Here is a 19616-nt window from a genome sequence, read left to right on the forward strand (position 1 = left end):
ATGACCTGTGCCATTTTTGCGAAATGCTATAGATTTGGATTTTGGAATGCCTGATTATAGCATCTTCGGCAGACCGGCTTATAATCCTCGTTCCCTCCGATCTGAATCTGCTCGCCGGAATTGACGGGCTGTCCGTCGCGGAACCGGATCACCATTGTCGCCTTGCGGTCGCAATACCAGCAGATCGTCTTGATCTCCTCGATTTTGTCCGCATGAACCAGCAGATTGTAGCTGCCTTCAAACAGCTCGTTCCGGAAGTCATTCTTGAGGCCAAAGGCCATAACTGGAATGTTGAGCTCATCGACAACGCGCGTCAGCTCCAAAATATGATGCCGCATCAGAAATTGCGCTTCGTCGATCAGTATGCAATAAATCCTTCCGGAAGCGGCAACCTGCTCCTTCACATTGTCGAACAGATTGGTCGACTCCCCTACAGGAATCGCCTCACGCTCGAAGCCGACCCGCGAGCCGACGCGATAGACGCTTTCTCTGGCGCCGACAGCGGGAGAATAAATAAGCACCGGCTTGCCCTGCTCCTCGTAGTTATGCGCTACCTTAATAATCTCGAACGATTTGCCGCTGTTCATCGTCCCGTATTTGTAATATAACTGTGCCAACCGAAATCTCCTCCACTAACCTTTAAGTGGATTCCATTATACCGCTTTGACCGATTCCTTGTCTTTACTTCCGGACAAAAACCAGCCCACAACTGCGATAAGAATCAGAACCGCATAGAACGTCAGCTTCCAGCCCGTAGACTCTGCGAAGTCATGCGAGATCACATGGATGGACGGATGCGCGAGCGTGTGGACTGCCAGCTTGACACCAACCCAGCCGACAATACAGAATGCCGCGATCTCCAGTCCAGGTCTGCTTTCCAGGAGCTTGACGAACAAGGTTGCCGCAAAACGCATAATAAGAAGTCCGATAAACCCGCCAAGGAAGATGACGATGAAATGTCCGCCGTCCATGCCGCCGATCTTCGGCAAATTCGTCGTAGGCAATGCAACTGCCAGCGCAACGGCTGCCAGAATAGAGTCAATCGCAAATGCGATATCCGCAACCTCGACCTTGAATACGGTCATCCAAAAACCGCTTTTCTTCGTTTCCTTGCCCGCATTCTTATCCGCTGAATCTTCGCCTTTTTTGACAATAAGCTTTCGGAAAATATGATTGAGTGCAATAAATAACAGGTATAACGCGCCAATCGCTTGCACTTGCCATACGTCAACGAGGAACGAAATGGCGAACAACGAGGCGAATCGGAATACAAAGGCGCCCGCGAGTCCGTAGAACAGAGCTTTTTTCCGCTCCTTCTCCGGCAAGTGCTTCACCATAATCGCCAGCACCAGCGCATTATCCGCCGCAAGCAAGCCTTCCAGCGCGATGAGTACGAGCAGCACCCATCCATACTCCAATAATAATCCTAAATCCATTACCATTCCTCCTACAATTAGTTATTCCCTAACCTCACGAGTCCATGAACACAAAAAGACCTTTGCCTAAGTGTAAATAAACACTAGACAAAGGTCTCGCAAACAGCGCATGCTTCGCGCGCTGCCAATAAAGCCGGAGAAGGTTATTCTCGTCATGACGACTTTACTGTATGAGCTACTCCCCTTTGGAGTATAAAGTTCATGGATATTCGGTTTACATGTGATCTATACGGGACAGCGTTTCAAAAGGTTCCACTTTTTTTTCGAAAAAAAATAAAAAATTTGTTATGATGGGAAAACATGAACCGCATGACGGAAAGGAGCAGAATGAATTGCCTCTTCAAGAGCTTGCCGAAAAAGAACTGCTACAATTGAATCACGCCGATATCGCTCGCGCAGCTATTCTGTTCACAACACCAATGTGCGGCACCTGCAAGGTCGCGGAACGTATGCTGGAGATTGCCGAGGCGGTCGGCCTAGACTACCCGCTCTATAAGACCAACATCAACTTTACGCCGCGCTTAAGAGAAGAATGGCGTATCGGCAGCGTTCCTTGCCTGATCGTGCTTCGCAACGGCAAACTGGTCAGACAGGAATATGCTATGCGCTCTGTGGACCATTTATACCGTCTGTTGAAGGATTAGATCGTTCGCCGCCGCCATACCGATTAGTTATCCAATTGCTCCAATTGCAGCTTGACGCTACGAATCTCCTGCATAAGTGCGCGATCCTCTTCCTCCGACTCCAGACGCTCCATCCCCATCAGCTGCGCGAGCCGCAGCTTCAGCCTGTCGCATTCATACTCCCTCTGCAATTGCTCGGCGGACATGGCTCTGAGCCGCTGACTTGCCTCATATTCATCGAAGGTCCCGGCGAATACATAGGGCAGGGCGGTACCCTCCATCACAACGAGCGATGTGGCCAGCCTTTTCGTCAAATACCGGTCATGCGTAATGAGCAGCACCGTGCCCGGATATTGCTCCAGCGCTTCCTCTACCCTCTCCCTTGTGTCAATGTCCAAATAGTTCGTTGGCTCATCCAGCACCATCAAATTGCATTTGCCGAAAAACAATCGCAGAAATGCGACGCGGCATTTCTCACCCATACTCAAATCGCCTATCCGCTTGAATACTTCCTCCTTGCGGAATAGAAAGCAGGCCAGTATGGTGCGCGCATGCGACTGGGTCATGCCTGGCAGCTCCAGCAGACTGTCGAGCAGCGTCTGATCGGCATTCATTCGGCTAAGCTCTTGCTCGAAATAGCCGATCTGCACCTGAGGATGTCGGGTTACCGAACCTTCGGAAGGACTCAGGGTACCGATCGCCAGCTTGGCAAGCGTAGACTTGCCAGCTCCATTCGGGCCAATGACCGCTACACGCTCGCCTCTTCCTAAATTCATATTGAACTGCTTCAGGAGTGGCTTGCGCTCCGCATAAGCGAAGCTGACCCCTTCCATACGGATCAGACGGGATGCTTCGAACGCTTCGGCTTCCAGCTTCATATGGAGCTGCGCTTCCTCGCGCGGCAAATGAACGCCTTTCTCCTCCAGCCGGTGAAGAGCCGATTCCTTGGCATGGAGCCTGGAGACATTCTTTTTGGATTTGGATCGCAGGAAGTCGTTTTGTCCCGCCGATTTGTGCGCTTGCTGGAACCACTGCGCGTACATGCGAATGCTCTCCAGCAGCTTCTCCCGCTCCAGCTCTTGCTTTCTGTGCTGTGCCTCAATCGTTCGCAGCTCCACATCTTTGGCTCTCCGATAATCCGAATAGCCGCCCTCATATCTCTTGGCACCTTCTCTAGTCAATTCGATCACCGCAGTAGCGGTACGATCTATGAACATCCGATCATGTGACACGTAGAGAATCGTCCCTTTATACGAGACGACCCATTCCTCCAGCCATAGCAGAGATGCTGAATCCAAATGGTTGGTCGGCTCATCGAGCAGCAGCAGCTTCGGCTCCCTTAGCAGCAGGGCGGCAAGCTGAGCTTTCGTCTTCTGCCCTCCGCTCAGGCTGGCATAGGGCTGCGCCCACAGCTCCGGTCCGAGCTGAAGCTGTCGCAGCGCAAGCTCCGCACTCCGCTCCCACTCATAGCCGTTGCATACTGTATACCGATCCATCAGCAAGCTGTAAGTGGCAAGCTCCTCGGCATTCGACTCGCTCACCCCCATCTTGTTCATGGACGCTTCAAGCTCTTGCTTAAGCTGGTAGCGCTCCGGATAGGAGCTGATAAGCACCGTATCTAGCAGCGGCAGTTTACTTGGCTTCTCCGACTGCTGATCCAGCCATCCCCATTGCTCCACAGGAAGCAGACGCTGAATCTGTCCCTCATCCAGGCTTACGCGCTCAGTGATGCATTGCAATAAAGTCGTCTTGCCGACACCGTTCCTGCCGAATAAGGCAAGCCGTTCTCCCTGTCGTATATCAAAGCTGACGTTTTTGAACACCGTCTCTCCGTTCCAATCTTTTGCTGCTTGCTGTATTTTAACCAATAGCATATATACATCCCTCCGCATCTGCAAAAACATAAAAAAAACCGTGGCTCGCGGCACACGGTCTGAAATACGCGGGGGATATCAGGCTCGCACAAAACAACCGTTCAACACTTATCTGCATTTTTGCATAATAAATGTTCGCGATTAATTTATACAGTCCATCTAACTCGCAGCTCCCCAAAATGACACACGTATCCCCTGACCGACTCTCGCCTATATGCGAGCTAGCCGCTTGTTGACTTCAACAAGTTGTTCTTCAGGTTATCACGTGTCATTACTTCATCGGCGGAGGTCCTCCTGCAGTCGTTAGAATTAGGTTCCATTATATAGGGGAGCTGCGATAGAAGCAATGGGCGAATTCTTTTTAAATGAATTATTACATCACTTTGCGGCTAGACGTTAAGACGAAATGTCGACCGATTATCAGATTATAATTAGGTAGAGCTGCTCCGCAAACTTTCGCTGCATCTAAGTCGGTTTAATCTACCTGTTGAGCTGCTACACACTTTCGCTGCATCTAAGTCGGTTTAATCGACCTATTGAGCTGCTACACACACTTTCGCTGCATCTAAGTCGGTTTAATCGACCTATTGAGCTGCTACACTCACTTTCGCTGCATCTAAGTCGGTTTAATCGACCTATTGAGCTGCTACACTCACTTTCGCTGCATTTAAGTCGGTTTAACCGATCTCCTGATCTCTAATCAAGAAAATGTACATTAATCACAAAAATAACCTATTCACTTATCTACTCGCAGTATCAATCGGCTTAAGCCCCGCTTCAATCCGTTCGCGATTCGGCTCCAGGAACGGCGGGAGCGACAGCGATTCGCCCAGATGCTCCAGTTCCTCATCCGTGGCGAAACCAGGGCCGTCAGTAGCAAGCTCGAACAGGATGCCGTTCGGCTCGCGGAAGTAGAGCGACTGGAAGTAGTAGCGTTCCACAAAACCGGAGTTGCCAATGCGGGTCTTGTTCAAATGCTCCGTCCATTCACGAAGCTCTTTTTCGTCCGCTACCCGGAATGCAACATGGTGGACGCCTCCGCTGCCCTGACGCTCACGAGGCAGATCCACTCTCGTCTCCAGATGAATCTCTGCTCCCGTACCGCCTTCACCCGTCTCATAAACGAGAATGTCCGGCTGTCCTGCCACAAGCGCCGGATAACGTCCTCTTCTTCGGAAACCGAGTACGCTCGTCAGGATCAGATCGGTCGGTTCCGGGTTCGCAACTGTCAGATGAACGGGACCAAGACCGATAATCGCGTGTCCCGCTGGCACAGGACTCTTCGCCCATGGCGTTCCTCCCGCCACACCGCTATTCCGCTCATCCGAGACGAGAATGAACCGTTGTCCCTCATTATCCCGGAATGCTAGTGTGTGACGTCCGGCTCTAACCAAAATGTCGTCATGCTCTACTCCAAAGCTAACCAGCCTTTCCTTCCAGTAATGGAGCGATTGATCCGAAGGGACCCGAAGAGAAATAGCTGATATACTGCTCACTCCTTCGCGGTTCGGCGCCGCCATCGGAATTTCGAAGAAGGTAAGCTCCGTGCCCGGGCTTCCTGACTCATCACCATAAAACAAGTGATACATCGACGTATCATCCTGATTCACCGTTTTCTTCACCAATCGAAGGCCTAGCACTTCAGTATAAAATTTGTAGTTTTCCGGACCGCTTGCCGTAATGGCCGAGACATGATGAATGCCTTTTAACACATTCCTTTGCTCTTGCATCATAATTCCTCCCTTATTATATTGTTTTAGCACTTAGCTTCTTAAGCAAATGAAGGAACTGCTCCTTTTCCTCCTGATCGAGCGCTTCAAAATGCGAAGCCTGAAACCTTTCCTGTACCGGCACCACCTGCTCATATATGGCCTTGCCTTTATCCGTTAACGACACATGCTTAACCTTCCACTCTTGCTCCCGCTGAATGTATCCTGCCTGTTCAAGCCTGGATAGCAGCTGTGTAATGTTCCCTTTTGTTACGAGAAGCTTCTCCGCCAGCTGGCCTTGCGTCAGCCGTTTGTTCAACCCAATTTGTGCGATGACATCGAATTGCGCCACCGTCAAATCCCAGCGCTTCAAATGCTGCTCCGATTCGCGAACGCTTTGATTATAAATGCGAGAGAAGCGGTACCATATGAGGAGCGCCAGCCGCTCATCGCGTTTGTCCGTTCTTGCTTCAAGCTCATGCTCCATAGGTTCACCTCGATTGTATTTGATATCATCAGTTTATACCTAAACTGATGATTCGTCAATCCCCGACCTCCGTACGTTGCGTTCGGCTCCGGCGTCCATTACGATAGAATCAACTATACTTGTAAAAGGAGACCGTGAATGGCTCATATGCAACAAGGCCCGCCTCCTCCTCTGCAGCCACATTGGCAGCAGCAGCGCATTCCTTCGCGCGGGAAGCGGCTTCGAAACTGGATTCTTCTATTGTTTCTTCTGATGCTCATCGTCTCCATATTCAAGAGTTGGAACGACCGTGTCGAGCGCACTATTCCGTTCATCACCAAAGAAGCGCCGCCCATTACAGCGCTACACCCCTATGTCTTGTTGAAAAAAGACGAGCTGGTGGCCGAAGCAGCCAAGCTTGGCATCTCCATACTCATAACCGACGACCATCGCAGCCATGAGGAGCAGGACGCCCTCTACGAGCAAGGCCGTTCGACCAAAGGACCAATCGTCACTCATGTGAAGGGTGGGGGCTCATACCATAACTACGGGCTGGCGATCGATTTCGCGTTGCTAACGCCAAAAGGAAAAGCCATATGGGACCTGGAATACGACGGGAACCGTAACGGAAAAGCCGATTGGATGGAGGTTGTAGCCATTGCCAAAGGAATCGGCTTTAGCTGGGGAGGCGACTGGGAGGGCTTCAAGGACTATCCGCATCTGCAGATGGATTTTGGATTTACGATATCTGAATTAAGAAGGGGCTTTCGCCCGCCGGATGAACCCGCTATCGAAGCGGATTAACTTAAGCTAGGATCAAAATCGGTTACCACGGGGTTTCGTAAGGTTAGTATGTGATTTGGATTCGATTGGAACGGGATAGTGGTGTCTGACACAACAAATGGTGCTGAATCAGCGAATTGATCGATTTAGTGGTGTGTGACACAACTAAATGCGCGAAATCAGCGGATGGAACGAAATAGTAATGCGTGATACAACTAAAGATGCTGAAGCGGCGAATAGAGCGAAATAGTGGTATAGGCACAACTAAAGGTTCAATGTGATACGAATGGAGCAATTTGCATCATGTAGCCGACACAACAAACCTTCAACTCAAAGAGGCTGTCACAGGAGGTCAATTCCATTGACCAATGTGACAGCCTCTTTTTATTTAATTGTATCTGCCGTTACAATCCCGCAATAATCTCATACGAGCGCCGACGCGCTGCGTGGTCATGGATATGTGCGGCAATCATAATTTCGTCGGCGCCGGTCGCTTCCATATATTGCTCAAGCTTCGCCTTTACTGTCTCTGGACCGCCAGCGATGGAGGAGCCAAGCTGCTGCTGCAGCATGTATTTCTCTTGCGCAGTCCAGATCTGGTCCATATCCCGCACTGGAGGCGGCAGCGGACCCGGACGATTGCGGATGAAGCCAAGGAACAACTGCTGCATCGATGTAGCCAGATATGTCGCTTCTTCGTCGCTATCGGCGGCTACCACATTAACGGCAACCATGCCATAAGGTTTGTCCAGCACGCCCGGCTGGAAGTTGTTGCGGTACAGATTCATGGCAGGAACCGTATACGTAGGCGAGAAGTGGCCCGCGAAAGCAAACGGCAGACCGAGCTGTGCCGCCAGCATGGCGCTGAAATCGCTGGAGCCCAGCAGCCAAATCGGCAGGTTCGCTCCTTCGCCTGGAATCGCTCTGACCGGCATCGCCACTTCAGCTCCACTCGGATCAAGATAAGCCCGAAGCTGCTCCAACTGCTCAGGGAAATTGCCTCCGTTGCTGCCCCTTACGCCACGCAGCGCCGTAGCCGTCAATTGATCCGTGCCCGGCGCGCGGCCCAGCCCCAAATCGATCCGGCCCGGGAAGAGCGCTTCAAGCGTACCGAATTGCTCCGCAATGACAAGCGGCGCATGGTTCGGCAGCATAATGCCGCCCGATCCGACCCGAATGCTCGAAGTGCCCGCAGCGACATGGCCGATCACGACCGATGTCGCCGAGCTTGCGATGCTCGGTGAGTTGTGATGCTCCGCTAACCAGTAGCGGTTATAATTCCAGCGCTCTGCATGCTGCGCCAGATCCAGTGTATTGCGCAACGATTCCGCGACCGTGCCGCCTTGAACGATTGGCGATACGTCAAGGACGGACAACGGTATACGGAAGGACGGACCTGCTTTTGCGCCATTCTTGTTTTCATTATTCATGGATATGGGTCTCACCCCTTGCTGTTTTCTGTTGGCATTGTCTGAGGCGTTCCAATACCGTCTGAAGCGTATTGCGCTCCAGATATTCCTCATAATGAAGCTCTGCTTCCCGGAAAAAACCGTCCATCACAAGCGCCATGTTGGCGGATACGAGACACTTTTCCTCCGGGTTGCCTGACGACCAATGCGGCTTCAAGGTGCCTCCGCAAATTGCCCGATAGACCTCCGCCAGCGTCACCTCGGCCGGCTGACAATTTAACTCGTAGCCCCCGCCGATCCCTTCTTTGGTTTTCACAAAGCTGGACTTTTTGAGCGTGCTCATAATTTTTCGAATACGCGTCGGATTCGTGGACACATTATGGGCAAGAAGCTCGCTGCTTGCCCGATGATCTGGCAAATAAGCAAGCAGCGCCAGACAATGGACCGCCACCGTAAATTCGCTTCGCATCGTAGCGCGGCCTCCTTTCGAACTATACTGTAATAATATTTCATACAGTTAACAAAGTCAAACCCGCGAATGGCACCATCCTGCCTATAGGCGATCTTGTGGATGGGGCGCGCGGATTTTTCATCTAATCTGATTCTTAACATCGCGTTATCTTCTCAATACGCGGGAACCGATGGATGCCAAAGCCAGTCCCAGCAAGAAGCCGCTTATCGGTGACACCACAAGTATGCCAATATAATTGGCGGAGGTAGAAAACAGCAGCTTGCAAGCAACGGTTACCGCGGCAGTAATTCCGACGATCGACCAGTACAGCCATTTGGCCCGAACAGATACCCTGCTTTTATTCTGAGCAGCTTCGGATGCCGGCCGTCTCAGCCAGATCAGCACCATGATGCCGAACACCGCCAAGCCCGTCAACGATAAACCATGCTGCAACAGCTTATAAACTGGCAAGCCGAATACCGTCTCATTTAACGCCGCCCATCGTACAACAAAGTATCCGCTTAAGTGGGTAAAGGCGTCCAAAAACACATGAGACGAAAAGCCAATCACAACCGATACAAGGAAGACCAGCCCGTCTCTCCATCCCCTCATGCGCCACGGATAACGATCCATTAGTTCTTTTGCTTTTCCCGAAATGCCGAAAATGCCGGGAAGATGTTCAGCTAACGGTAATTTGATCACATAATGGAACAGAAATGCAAATAACAAGCTTAACGGGATAGCTTGCAGAAGCAAGCCAAGCCCGCTATGACCGAATGTCTGATAAGGCTCCAGCGCGATGAAATATTCAAAGTCAGGCGACATGCTGCCCAAGATCAGCCCCGTCAGGCTGAACCAGCCGGGCTTCGCCAGCTTAAGAGGCGCGGCATACAACGGATGTGCGAATGTAAAAGGCATAACGACGACTCCCTTTATTTCTTTTCTTGTCTACTGCCGATGAATGATCCTATCGATGTCTAGCTCCTCTATTAATTGATCCACGTCTCGGAATAATATTCTTTCATAAAATAGAACAGAGCTTCGAGCTGCTCCACGCCTTTCGTCTTCGCAGCTTTTTGCTTCCTGCAGATCGCGCGATCCGCAGCTTCCGAATCCTTCGGTGTTCCGCCATGCCGGAATGGGAACATCTCTCTTAATTGGCCAAAGGCAAGCGCGGCAATCTCATAATGCTTGGCCGCTTCGCCCATCCGGGAGCGTACGGTGTGCTCCACAATATTGCTGCCGTCCCAGCGGAAGGCCTGCTCCTTCAAGAAACGGACAGCGAATTCCCTCGCATCCGCCACAACCTCCATATTGAAGCCGTCGCCACCTTCATCCGCATTGTGGCGCTCTATGACGAGCCAGATGAGCATCCTTCGTCATTGAGCCGGCAATGCCAAGCGCCTTCGCCCGATGCATGCGCACCAGCTCGCCGAACGCTTCCTGATCTCCTTCCCGGGCGCGGGTTACCCATTACCGCTCAAGCTCCGCTCGTTCCTCTTTTCCTTCCAACCACGTTGCCTTCGCCGGTGCAAGAACATCCACTTCCATCCCTCCATATGACATAGATGCCGTGGCATGCCGAAATCTATCGCTTCACATTCGAAATTTTTTTCAAAAATGATTTATAATGAAGATTGATTGTATTGTATCCTGACTAAGGACTCTATTCAAACATTTTCCATAAAGGAGATCGCAATGGGTTTTCATATCAATCAAGCTCTCATTTTGCAGCTATGCGGTCCCGATCATTACGCGGTCGGAGCCGCGATAGAGCGGAACGGCCAAGTCATCTCCATACGCCAGGAGGGCAAGGATCGTTATCTTGCCGTTGTCTCAAGCGGCAAACGCAATTATGAAGTAAGCATATGGCAGAGGGCTAATTCCACTATTCAGGCGGAGTGCACATGTCTCGCCTTTTATACCGATGATTATTACTGCAAGCATACAGCTGCAGCTATCATCCATCTCTCGGAATCTATGACAGCAAACCGGCCAAATACAAGACGCCTGAACGAGCCAAAGGGGAAAGTATATCTAAGCAGCGATTCCGATCATGACGTCGTTGAAAATTTGCTGGGACTGTTCCAGGAGGATCGCATCTCGCGGACAGCTGCGGCAGGCAAGCTTCGCGATGACCGCGATCTATTGACGGTCGAATTCGTCTGCAGGCTTGTGCCCATAGGCAACGGAAAGCACCGGATTGGCATCGAAGTGAAAATGGGCGCCGGACGCCTCTATGTCGTTCAGCGCGTTGAGGAGCTGCTGGAGCGGATACGCGACGGTCAATCCTATTCGTTCACCAAGCTGTTCGCGTATAATCCGCAGATCCATCGCTTCACAGCCGAGGATCATGCCGTGCTGGACAAGCTGCTTCGACTTATCGAGCAGGAGAAGCAAGATGCGAGCGCAGGAACGTCTCCAAGGAGAACAGCTGACAGCGAGCGGCTGCTGTATATCCCTCCTTTTGCCTGGAATGAGCTGATGAACGCGCTTATGCGGGTCAGCCATATCCGAATCAGTCTGCCGTCGGACCGGAGCGGCGGTCATCGAGAGTATTCAGGCCTGACGCTAGCCGGGGAGCAGGAGAAGGCGCCGCTGCGCTTTCATCTGGGGCTAGCCTCTGATGAAGAAGGCTATGAGCTTGCCGCCGAGGGGCTAAGCGAGCTCACTGTGCTGGACGCTTATGGCATGCTGTTCGCCGATGGCATCTTCTATCGCGTGCGGCATCAGCAGTTGGTTCAGCTTGCCAGACTGAACGCCATTATTTACTCTGACACACGTGAATCGGAGAAGATGAACCGAGTCATGATCGAGCATAGACAAATTGAGCCCTTCATGCAGCGCGTATTGCCCGGACTTAGAAAGCTGGGCTACGTTCAAGTATCCGAATCGATTGCCAATCTGATTCTGTATCAGCCTCTGCAAGCACGCATGTATCTGGACCGGCTGCGCGGCAAGCTTCTTGCGGGGCTGGAGTTTCAATACGGCGATATCATGCTGAATCCGCTGGAGCCCGACAAGCCAAGAGGAGCCGACCGCATCCTCATGCGGGAGCAAGAGAAGGAACATGACATTCTTGCCTTAATGGAGGATGAACGCTTCGGGAAGACGGAAGGCGGATATTTGATCGAGGGGGACGATGCGGAGTTTCACTTTCTGCATGTGGTAGTGCCGCTGCTGGAGCAGCATCTGGCTGTATACGCCACCTCCGCTGTCAGACTGCGGCTTGCCACGGATGTTCCGCCGCCCAAGCTGCATATTACATGGCAAGAACGCACCGACTGGCTTCACTTCCGTTTCCAAATGGACGGCATCAGCGAACAGGAGATCAAGGCGATCGTACGTGCCGTGGAAGAGAAGAAGCCTTACTACAAACTGGCGCGCGGAGCACTCCTGCCCTTAAACAACGGACAATTCGATGCGCTCTTGCGGGTGATGAACGGCGTAGGCTTGCATCACCCGACGCTGTTCGGCGAGGGTACAGGCATTCCTGTGGGTCGTGCTATGGCGCTGCTGGATACGCCGATTGAGCATGCCTCCATCAAGCTAGGACGTTCGCTGCGCGAGCTGCTGGATGATATGCGCCATCCTGATCAGCTCGACTTCCCGATCCCGGAGAAGCTGGAGCCGGTTCTGCGCGACTACCAGCGATACGGCTATCAGTGGATGAGGACGCTCGCGCATTACCGTTTCGGCGGCATATTAGCCGACGAGATGGGACTAGGCAAGACCGTTCAAAGCATTGCCTATCTGCTCTCTGTTGCGCCAGCCATCCGGGCATCCGGTCAGCCTGCATTAATCGCTGCGCCAGCGTCGCTGATCTACAATTGGCGCAATGAGCTGGAGCGATTCGCACCGGAGCTGCATGTCATCGTAGCCGACGGCAGCAGGGAAGAACGTCATGATGCGTTGAATGATAGGCATGCCGTCAGCCTTGCGAACGGCCATAGCAATCTTGGGCATGAATCAGCGACTAAGCCCGATATCATTATTACCTCCTATCCGTTGCTGCGAAGGGATATCGAGCAATATGCCAAACATCCTTTCCATACGGTGATCTTCGATGAAGCTCAAGCGTTCAAGAACGACACTACCCAAACCGCAAGCGCCGTTAGAGCGATTAAGGCGACCTATCGCTTTGCGCTGACCGGCACGCCGATCGAGAACAGACTGGACGAGCTATGGTCCATCTTCCGTGTCGTCTTCCCGGAACTGTTCCCATCCAAAAAGGCGTTCGGCGAGCTGACAAGGGAGATTGTGGCGAAGCGCAGCAAGCCCTTCCTTCTGCGCAGGCTAAAGGCGGATGTGCTGAAGGAGCTGCCGGAGAAGATCGAGACGCGAATATCATCAGAGCTGCTGCCGGAGCAGAAGAAGCTCTACACCGCTTATCTGGCGAAGCTGCGCCAGGACTCGCTGAAGCATCTGGACAGCGGAGATTACGGCCGAACACGCATACGAATATTGGCGGGCATTACGAGACTGCGTCAGCTATGCTGCCACCCTGCCTTGTTCGTAGAAGGGTACAATGGCAGCTCCGCCAAGTTCGAGCAATTAATGGAGCTGGTGGAGGAATGTCGTAATTCCGGCAAGCGTGCGCTAATCTTCTCCCAATTCACCGAGATGCTGGACATCATCAAGCGCGAGCTCGGTTATCGGGGCATCAACTTCTTCTATCTGGACGGAAGCACGCCGGCCAAGGAGCGTGTAGAGCTATGCACCAGATTTAACGAAGGTGAGCGCGAGCTGTTCCTGCTGTCGCTTAAAGCAGGGGGGACCGGGCTTAATCTGACAGGTGCGGATACTGTCATTCTATACGATCTATGGTGGAATCCCGCCGTTGAGCAGCAAGCCGCCGACCGTGCCCACCGCATCGGACAGAAGAACGTCGTCCAGATCATCCGTCTGGTCGCAGAAGGAACCGTAGAAGACAAAATGGTTGAGCTGCAGCTGCGCAAGAAAGGGCTCATCGACGATGTCCTTGAAGCCGGCAATGAATCCATCTCTTCCTTATCCGAACAGGATCTCCGCGAGATTCTGTCGTTGCAAGAATCATAGACCCGTCACACCAAGACAACAAAATGCTGATACTCATTCTTTGCTCCAACATGCAGGAGGTATAATGACGATGAAACCCTATCGGATGGGCGTCGATATAGGCACAACAAGCACCAAAGCGGTATTGTTCGATATGAAAGGCAACGCATTAAGCCGCCACGGCATAGAGTATCCGCTTCTGACTCCTGCGCCGGGAGTCGCCGAACAAGACCCCGAGCTCATCTTTCAATCCGTGCTCCTCTCGATTCGCGGCTGTCTGGAACAAGCGGGAGCATCCGGCGAGGAAGTGGGCTTCGTCGCATTCAGCTCCGCCATGCACAGCCTGATTGTGGTGGATGGAAGCGGGCGTCCGCTCACGCCATCCATTACATGGGCGGATAATCGCAGTGCGGCCTATGCCGAAATGATCAAGACCAATCATAACGGTCATGAGATTTATAGACGAACAGGCACACCGATTCATCCCATGTCGCCGCTCGTCAAGCTTGTATGGCTGCGGAACGAACGTCCGGAACTGCTTATGCCGAACCATAAGTTTATCTCCATTAAGGAATATGTCTTCTATCGCCTCCTTGGTCAATATGTAATCGATCACTCTATTGCATCCGCGACTGGTTTGTTGAATCTGGAGACCTTGGACTGGGATGAAGAAGCACTACAGCTTGCCGGCATTACCCGAGGGCAATTGTCCACGCCCGTTGCAACTACGTGTGCTCTGACGGGCTTGAAGCCGGAATATGCAGAAGCATCGGGTCTGCCTGCCGACATGACTTTTATAATAGGAGCCAATGACGGCGTCCTCTCTAATCTTGGAGTAGCCGCTATCGATCCCGGCGTCGTGGCGGTTACCATCGGCACAAGCGGCGCGGTCAGGACTGTAACGGATAAGCCAGTAACCGATCCGGAGGGCCGTGTCTTCTGTTATGCGCTAACCGAGAACCATTGGGTCATCGGCGGCCCCGTGAACAATGGAGGCATGATCCTGCGCTGGGTCCGGGATGAGCTGGCGAGCACCGAGGTTGAGACGGCGAAGCGGCTAGGCATTGATGCGTACGAGCTGCTGACCGGCATCGCGGCTAAGGTGCCGCCGGGATCAAACGGCCTTCTCTTCCATCCCTATCTGGCAGGCGAGCGTGCGCCGATCTGGAATTCGAACGCACGCGGCTCTTACTTCGGACTTGGTATGCACCATAAGAAGGAGCATATGATTCGTGCGGCTATGGAAGGCGTCATTATGAATTTATATACGGTATTATCGGCACTGCAAGAGCTGATCGGTCCGCCCGCCCATGTGCTCGCAACAGGCGGCTTTGCCCGCTCGGAGCTATGGCGGCAGATACTGGCGGATGTGTTCGGCCAGGAGGTCACCGTACCGGAAAGCTTCGAAAGCTCCTGTCTTGGCGCTGTAGTGCTTGGGATGTACGGACAAGGTGAAATCGCTTCGCTAAGTGAAGTAAAGACTATGGTCGGCGGCATTCATACGCATAAGCCGGATGAAGCCGCGTCAGAGGCATACCGCAAGCTGCTCCCTCTCTTCGCACAGCTGCCCCGGTTGCTGGAAGAGCCCTATGCTGCCATTACGGCCTTTCAGAAGGAGCATGGATAACACTACTATCCTCATTCCCGAGTTATCCCTATACGAATGGAGCGATTCCCGTGAAGCTGGAGAGACTGATCTCCATGGTCTACATGCTGCTGAATAATGAAATTCTGTCCGCTTCCGAGCTGGCAGACAAGTACAACGTATCGCAGCGAACCATCTACCGCGATATTGAGACCATCTGCGCGGCTGGCATTCCTGTCGTGTCCTATCAGGGCGTCAATGGCGGCTACGGCATTATGGAGGAATACAAGATGGACCGCAGCCTCCTTGGCAGCTATGACGTAGACTCGCTTGTGACTGTTCTCCAATCGATGTCGACCGTATTCCAGGATGAGCGCGCCGCCGAGACGATTCGCAGGCTCAAGACGATACAGAATGGACAGCAAGGCTCCTCCCTGTCCTTGGATATCGGCGGACGAACCATCTACCGCAAATCACTCCAATTGCTTCGCGACAGCATCGCCGAGCTTAGAGTCGTCCGCTTTCAATACATCAGCTTGAAAAACGAGCGGCTGGTGCGGACGGTGGAGCCGGTGCAGCTGCTATACCGCAACGATTCCTGGTATCTGTACGGCTATTGCCGAAGCCGGCTGGATTACCGCGAGTTCAAGCTGTCCCGGATGGAAGAGCTGAAGTCAATCGGCCAGCACTTCACAGATCGGCATCAGCCGCAAGCTAATCGAGATGAATGGAATGGTTACCAATTGCAGGAAAGCAATGTTGTAACGGTCGTAATCCATTTCTCCGCCACATCTCTGGCAAGAGCGCTCGACCGCCTTCATCTGGCGGAAAAGGAGTATCATGAAGACGGCTCCTTGACCGTTCGCTTCCAATCGGATGAGCGATCGCTGACAGGATGGCTGCCGCATCTCATACTTGGCTTCGGCGAAGACGCGGAAGTCATCGAGCCGCCGGCGCTTAGGGTACATCTGGCACAGAAGCTGCACCAAATGCTGGGCAAATATCAATAAATAAGACTAGATGCGGGGCTGTTATCTTCACATTAGCCCAAGCATCTAGTCTTTTTTTGTTCAATCAACTTACGCGCACATCCGCATGGATGTTGTAGAATACGAATGGCTCGACGTATGACTCGCACGGAATTGACCTTGGTTGCCCTGCACAGCATGCACCGTCCAATAAGGCTCTCCATAAAGCAGGTAGACCAGATCAGCCACTCGCCCTTCTTCCAGCGCTTCGACCGAACGGTTCGCCGCCTCTCGTTCCTCCGCGTCCAGCGGTACGTCAGACTCTTCTCTCTCGATCTCTTCCCGGACGGCTCCAAGCGATTGCCGCGCGCGATAGAGCGCCGCCTTAACTGCGCCTTCCGTAGTATCCAGCCAGCCGGCCGTTTCCGCGATGGAATAACCAAGCGCTTCTCTTAATACAAAGACTGTCCGCTGGATCGGGGAGAGATGCCGGAAGAGCGCCTGCATCGCCAAATCAGAATTCTGTGATTTCGGCATGGGGACGTCCTGCCGATACGTATGCACCATTCCGCCCAGCAGCTCCTTGAACGCCGCTTTCCTGCGGCAATCGTCGATCCAGCTGTTTTTGGCCGTGCGCAGCAAGAAAGCTTCCGGGTTGTCATGTCCCTGCTCCTGCAGGCGGCGAATGGCCTTGTTCCAGGTCGTCTGCGACAAATCCGCCGCATCCCACTCCGAGCCTGTCAGCACTAGACAGTAGCGGTATAAGGAGGTTTGCAAGCTCTCCCAATCCGCATCCTGCCGCTCCGTCCTATCCTTCGTGATCATCTTCCTCATTGCATAGCCTCCTCGCGCGAAGATACACCTCTCCTTTATGTGATAAACGAATGAAGCATCCCAAAAGATACGCCGTTTCTTCTTTTATTTTATTTAATTTACCGCGTATCTTTCAAGCACCCTGAATCGTTTACCAATCGCTTTAACACTTTCACCATTCGAACGGAGGACCAATCATGAACATTCCTATTCCTTATGTCGTGGAGCAAACCAATCGCGGAGAGCGTTCCTACGACATCTATTCCCGTCTGCTCAAGGACCGGATCGTATTCATCGGCTCGGAGATTAACGATGCTGTCGCCAACAGCATCATTGCCCAGCTCCTGTTCCTGACCGCTGATGATCCCGAGAAGGACATTCACATGTACATTAACAGTCCGGGAGGCTCCGTGACAGCAGGTCTCGCCATCTATGACACGATGCAATATATTCAGCCTCAAATCCAAACGATCTGCACGGGCTTCGCTGCTTCCTTCGGAGCGATTCTGCTCTTGGCCGGAGAAAAAGGCAAGCGATTCGCGCTGCCAAACAGCGAAATTATGATCCATCAGCCGCATGGCGGCGCTCAAGGCCAGGCTGCCGATATCGCAATCAGCGCGAAGCGAATACTTGCTAATCGGGAGAAACTGAACCGAATTACAGCCGAACGCACCGGGCAGCCGCTTGAGCGGGTAGAGAAAGATATGGACCGCGACTATTTCATGACGGCGGAGGAAGCGCAGGCTTACGGAATCATCGATAAGGTGATTGCCAGAAGCTAGCTAACGGGACGATCCTTCTAAGGTTGTGACATTCACCTTTAGTCAAGAGTACAAGCAATTGCTAAGGCGCGCTCATAGCATGTAGTACTTTAGAAGAAGAAGGTGTATAAATGTCAAATAACAGATTATTGTTCACAACCCCCCGAAGAGGAGTTTTCCTGCGTCCTGGCCAAACCAGATTGTTGACTCGCCGCCGCCGTCATGACCATGACCATGACCATGACCATCACGACCATGATCATCATGACCATGATCACCATCATCATCATCACCACCATCATCACCGTGACCGCGATAGAGATCGTGATAGAGATCGTGACCGTGACCGCGACAGAGACCGTGACAGAGATCGTGACCGTGACCGAGATCGTGACCGTGACCGTGACCGTGACAGAGACCGCGACAGAGACCGCGATAGAGACCGCGACCGTAATCGCCGCCGTCGTCGTGAAGGCATCGATGTCCGCAACTTCGAGACAATTCGGGTTAATGCGGACAATCGCTTTGAGTCCGATTCCTGCGTAATCATCACAATCTTCTCCAGCTCGGAGCGCGGCCGCGCTATTGGACGTCTGAGAAGAATCAAGCTGGCTCCAGGCGAATCGTTCTCCGAGACATTCCGCGTGCCTGGCGAAGTGCTTCACATCACAGCGCGTGCGCTGTGCAAACGGAACCGCAGACTGAGAGGCTTCGACGTAATCGACGTTTCCGTATTCGGACACCGTTAAGATGTAAAGGAAAGCAAGAAGCTATCTCCGAGCCATTATTCCGGCCTGGAGATAGCTTCTATTTATATATTTATCCTAAAAGATAACTTCGTATGGGCAGAAAGACATAATTTTCGCTCCGGCTCATTTCGCCCTCAGCAGCATCCTCGTATGGTAATACAGGATCGTCATTTTTGTTCTGAGTCCAAGCGGTGTCATGTATTGTTTCTTTGGCGGGTCCCACCAGAAATTCACCGATATGGTATAGTCCATCGTAACCGTCTCCACCGAATGCCACCAGAATGCCGGAAGGAACAGCATCTCGCCTGCCTTAAGCGTACATTCAATGGCCCTCGCTTTCTTGTACTTCGGGTACTTGCCCAAATCCGGGTTCAATACATCGACGCGGCTAAGATTTCCGTTAGAGGAATGGAACGGGAACGGGTATAGCCTGGACGTCTGACTCGGCGCATACAGCATCAGTTTTTTCTCACCCTTGACCTGTGCCAGAAAGTTCGAAGCAGGGTCAAAGTGCGTCGGCGTAATATTCCCTCCCGATCCAAGCCAAAGGTTAACCTTTATCTCCTTCTCCCGAATAAACTCGGGAACATGGAAATCCCCTTCAAGCTCTGGAAACGTTGAGATCGGAATTTGCTGCAAATAATAGAACACATCCGGCTCTCGCTCACTTGCCGTAATCGTATCCATAAAGGAATGAAAATCCATTTGATTGACTTTGATCGTCTGATACCCTTTCTCCAAATCGCCGAGCGTCAGCCTCTTCTCCGATCTGGCTACAGGCAGCATCTTTTTTCCGATCCTCTCTTTCAGATAGTCCGGGTTGCTCCATTTGCTCACCGCCTCCCATTCGTCCATCCAATCTGTAATGACTACAGGATGATAGGGAGAATAGTAGTTTTGAAAAAAAGCCTCGGCAGACAGCCTCTGAACACGCGTAATCTCTTCCATATCG

18 protein-coding genes are annotated in these 19616 nt (G+C 52.4%); 7 read left to right on the plus strand and 11 right to left on the minus strand.

What is annotated here, in order from left to right:
• Positions 1-26: 26 nt before the first annotated feature.
• Both ACFVSO_RS01350 and ACFVSO_RS01355 read right to left on the minus strand, forming a co-directional pair.
• Positions 27-617 carry a thymidine kinase gene (locus ACFVSO_RS01350; protein WP_387469303.1) on the minus strand — a complete coding sequence of 197 codons (591 nt, stop codon included), beginning with the start codon at positions 615-617 and terminating at the stop codon, positions 27-29.
• Positions 618-653: 36 nt separating this feature from the next.
• Positions 654-1436, minus strand: a complete 783-nt coding sequence (locus tag ACFVSO_RS01355; RefSeq protein ID WP_387469305.1) for a TerC family protein — start codon at positions 1434-1436, stop codon at positions 654-656.
• 287 nt (positions 1437-1723) lie between these two features.
• Here ACFVSO_RS01355 and ACFVSO_RS01360 point away from each other — a divergent pair, with 287 nt between their 5' ends.
• Positions 1724-2080, plus strand: a complete 357-nt coding sequence (locus ACFVSO_RS01360) for a thioredoxin family protein (RefSeq protein ID WP_387469307.1) — start codon at positions 1724-1726, stop codon at positions 2078-2080.
• Between the two features lie 23 nt (positions 2081-2103).
• Here ACFVSO_RS01360 and abc-f read toward each other — a convergent pair whose 3' ends face one another.
• The 3 genes from abc-f to ACFVSO_RS01375 all read right to left on the minus strand — a co-directional run bounded on the left by abc-f (position 2104) and on the right by ACFVSO_RS01375 (position 6129).
• Positions 2104-3933, minus strand: coding sequence for a ribosomal protection-like ABC-F family protein (gene abc-f, locus ACFVSO_RS01365; protein ID WP_387469309.1), 1830 nt, complete (start codon positions 3931-3933; stop codon positions 2104-2106).
• Between the two features lie 740 nt (positions 3934-4673).
• On the minus strand, positions 4674-5666 hold the full coding sequence (locus ACFVSO_RS01370; protein ID WP_387469311.1) for a ring-cleaving dioxygenase: 993 nt from the start codon (positions 5664-5666) through the stop codon (positions 4674-4676).
• 13 nt (positions 5667-5679) lie between these two features.
• The gene (locus tag ACFVSO_RS01375) at positions 5680-6129 is read right to left on the minus strand and encodes a MarR family winged helix-turn-helix transcriptional regulator (RefSeq protein ID WP_387469313.1); all 450 of its coding nucleotides are present in this window, start codon (positions 6127-6129) and stop codon (positions 5680-5682) included.
• Positions 6130-6381: 252 nt separating this feature from the next.
• On the opposite strand from ACFVSO_RS01375, the gene ACFVSO_RS01380 reads away from it, so the two are divergent.
• Complete coding sequence (locus tag ACFVSO_RS01380) at positions 6382-6912, plus strand: M15 family metallopeptidase (RefSeq protein WP_387470516.1); 531 nt, start codon at positions 6382-6384, stop codon at positions 6910-6912.
• 383 nt (positions 6913-7295) lie between these two features.
• Here the strand turns inward: ACFVSO_RS01380 and ACFVSO_RS01385 are convergent, their stop codons facing one another.
• From ACFVSO_RS01385 to ACFVSO_RS01400, 4 genes are all read right to left on the minus strand, one after another.
• Positions 7296-8321 carry an LLM class flavin-dependent oxidoreductase gene (locus ACFVSO_RS01385; RefSeq protein ID WP_387469315.1) on the minus strand — a complete coding sequence of 342 codons (1026 nt, stop codon included), beginning with the start codon at positions 8319-8321 and terminating at the stop codon, positions 7296-7298.
• Positions 8314-8769: an RrF2 family transcriptional regulator gene (locus ACFVSO_RS01390; protein ID WP_387469317.1), complete on the minus strand. Its 456-nt coding sequence runs from the start codon at positions 8767-8769 to the stop codon at positions 8314-8316. The genes ACFVSO_RS01385 and ACFVSO_RS01390 overlap by 8 nt, the downstream gene beginning before the upstream one ends.
• A gap of 147 nt (positions 8770-8916) precedes the next feature.
• Positions 8917-9669, minus strand: a complete 753-nt coding sequence (locus tag ACFVSO_RS01395; RefSeq protein ID WP_387469319.1) for a DUF4184 family protein — start codon at positions 9667-9669, stop codon at positions 8917-8919.
• A 71-nt stretch (positions 9670-9740) separates the two neighbouring features.
• Positions 9741-10124: a hypothetical protein gene (locus tag ACFVSO_RS01400; RefSeq protein ID WP_387469321.1), complete on the minus strand. Its 384-nt coding sequence runs from the start codon at positions 10122-10124 to the stop codon at positions 9741-9743.
• A gap of 325 nt (positions 10125-10449) precedes the next feature.
• Between ACFVSO_RS01400 and ACFVSO_RS01405 the strand changes: the two genes are divergently transcribed.
• The 3 genes from ACFVSO_RS01405 (at position 10450) to ACFVSO_RS01415 (ending at position 16383) form a co-directional block, all read left to right on the plus strand.
• Complete coding sequence (locus tag ACFVSO_RS01405; RefSeq protein ID WP_387469323.1) at positions 10450-13809, plus strand: DEAD/DEAH box helicase; 3360 nt, start codon at positions 10450-10452, stop codon at positions 13807-13809.
• Between the two features lie 64 nt (positions 13810-13873).
• A complete protein-coding gene (gntK, locus tag ACFVSO_RS01410) occupies positions 13874-15415 on the plus strand; it encodes a gluconokinase (protein WP_387469325.1) in 1542 nt (513 codons plus the stop codon).
• 50 nt (positions 15416-15465) lie between these two features.
• Positions 15466-16383 (plus strand): helix-turn-helix transcriptional regulator, encoded by a 918-nt coding sequence (locus tag ACFVSO_RS01415; protein WP_387469327.1) that lies wholly within the window; start codon positions 15466-15468, stop codon positions 16381-16383.
• Positions 16384-16452: 69 nt separating this feature from the next.
• On the opposite strand, the gene ACFVSO_RS01420 is transcribed toward ACFVSO_RS01415, so the two are convergent.
• Positions 16453-17175, minus strand: a complete 723-nt coding sequence (locus ACFVSO_RS01420) for an RNA polymerase sigma factor (protein ID WP_387469329.1) — start codon at positions 17173-17175, stop codon at positions 16453-16455.
• Between the two features lie 176 nt (positions 17176-17351).
• Here ACFVSO_RS01420 and clpP point away from each other — a divergent pair, with 176 nt between their 5' ends.
• Positions 17352-17936 (plus strand): ATP-dependent Clp endopeptidase proteolytic subunit ClpP, encoded by a 585-nt coding sequence (clpP, locus tag ACFVSO_RS01425; protein ID WP_387469331.1) that lies wholly within the window; start codon positions 17352-17354, stop codon positions 17934-17936.
• 110 nt (positions 17937-18046) lie between these two features.
• Positions 18047-18664: a hypothetical protein gene (locus ACFVSO_RS01430; protein ID WP_387469333.1), complete on the plus strand. Its 618-nt coding sequence runs from the start codon at positions 18047-18049 to the stop codon at positions 18662-18664.
• 123 nt (positions 18665-18787) lie between these two features.
• On the opposite strand, the gene ACFVSO_RS01435 is transcribed toward ACFVSO_RS01430, so the two are convergent.
• Entirely contained in the window at positions 18788-19612 is an 825-nt protein-coding gene (locus ACFVSO_RS01435) for a cupin-like domain-containing protein (protein WP_387469335.1), read from the minus strand.
• Between the last annotated feature and the right edge of the window lie 4 nt (positions 19613-19616).

The sequence above is a fragment of the Paenibacillus sp. NPDC057967 genome, assembly GCF_042887015.1.
Taxonomy (GTDB): Bacteria; Bacillota; Bacilli; order Paenibacillales; family Paenibacillaceae; genus Pristimantibacillus.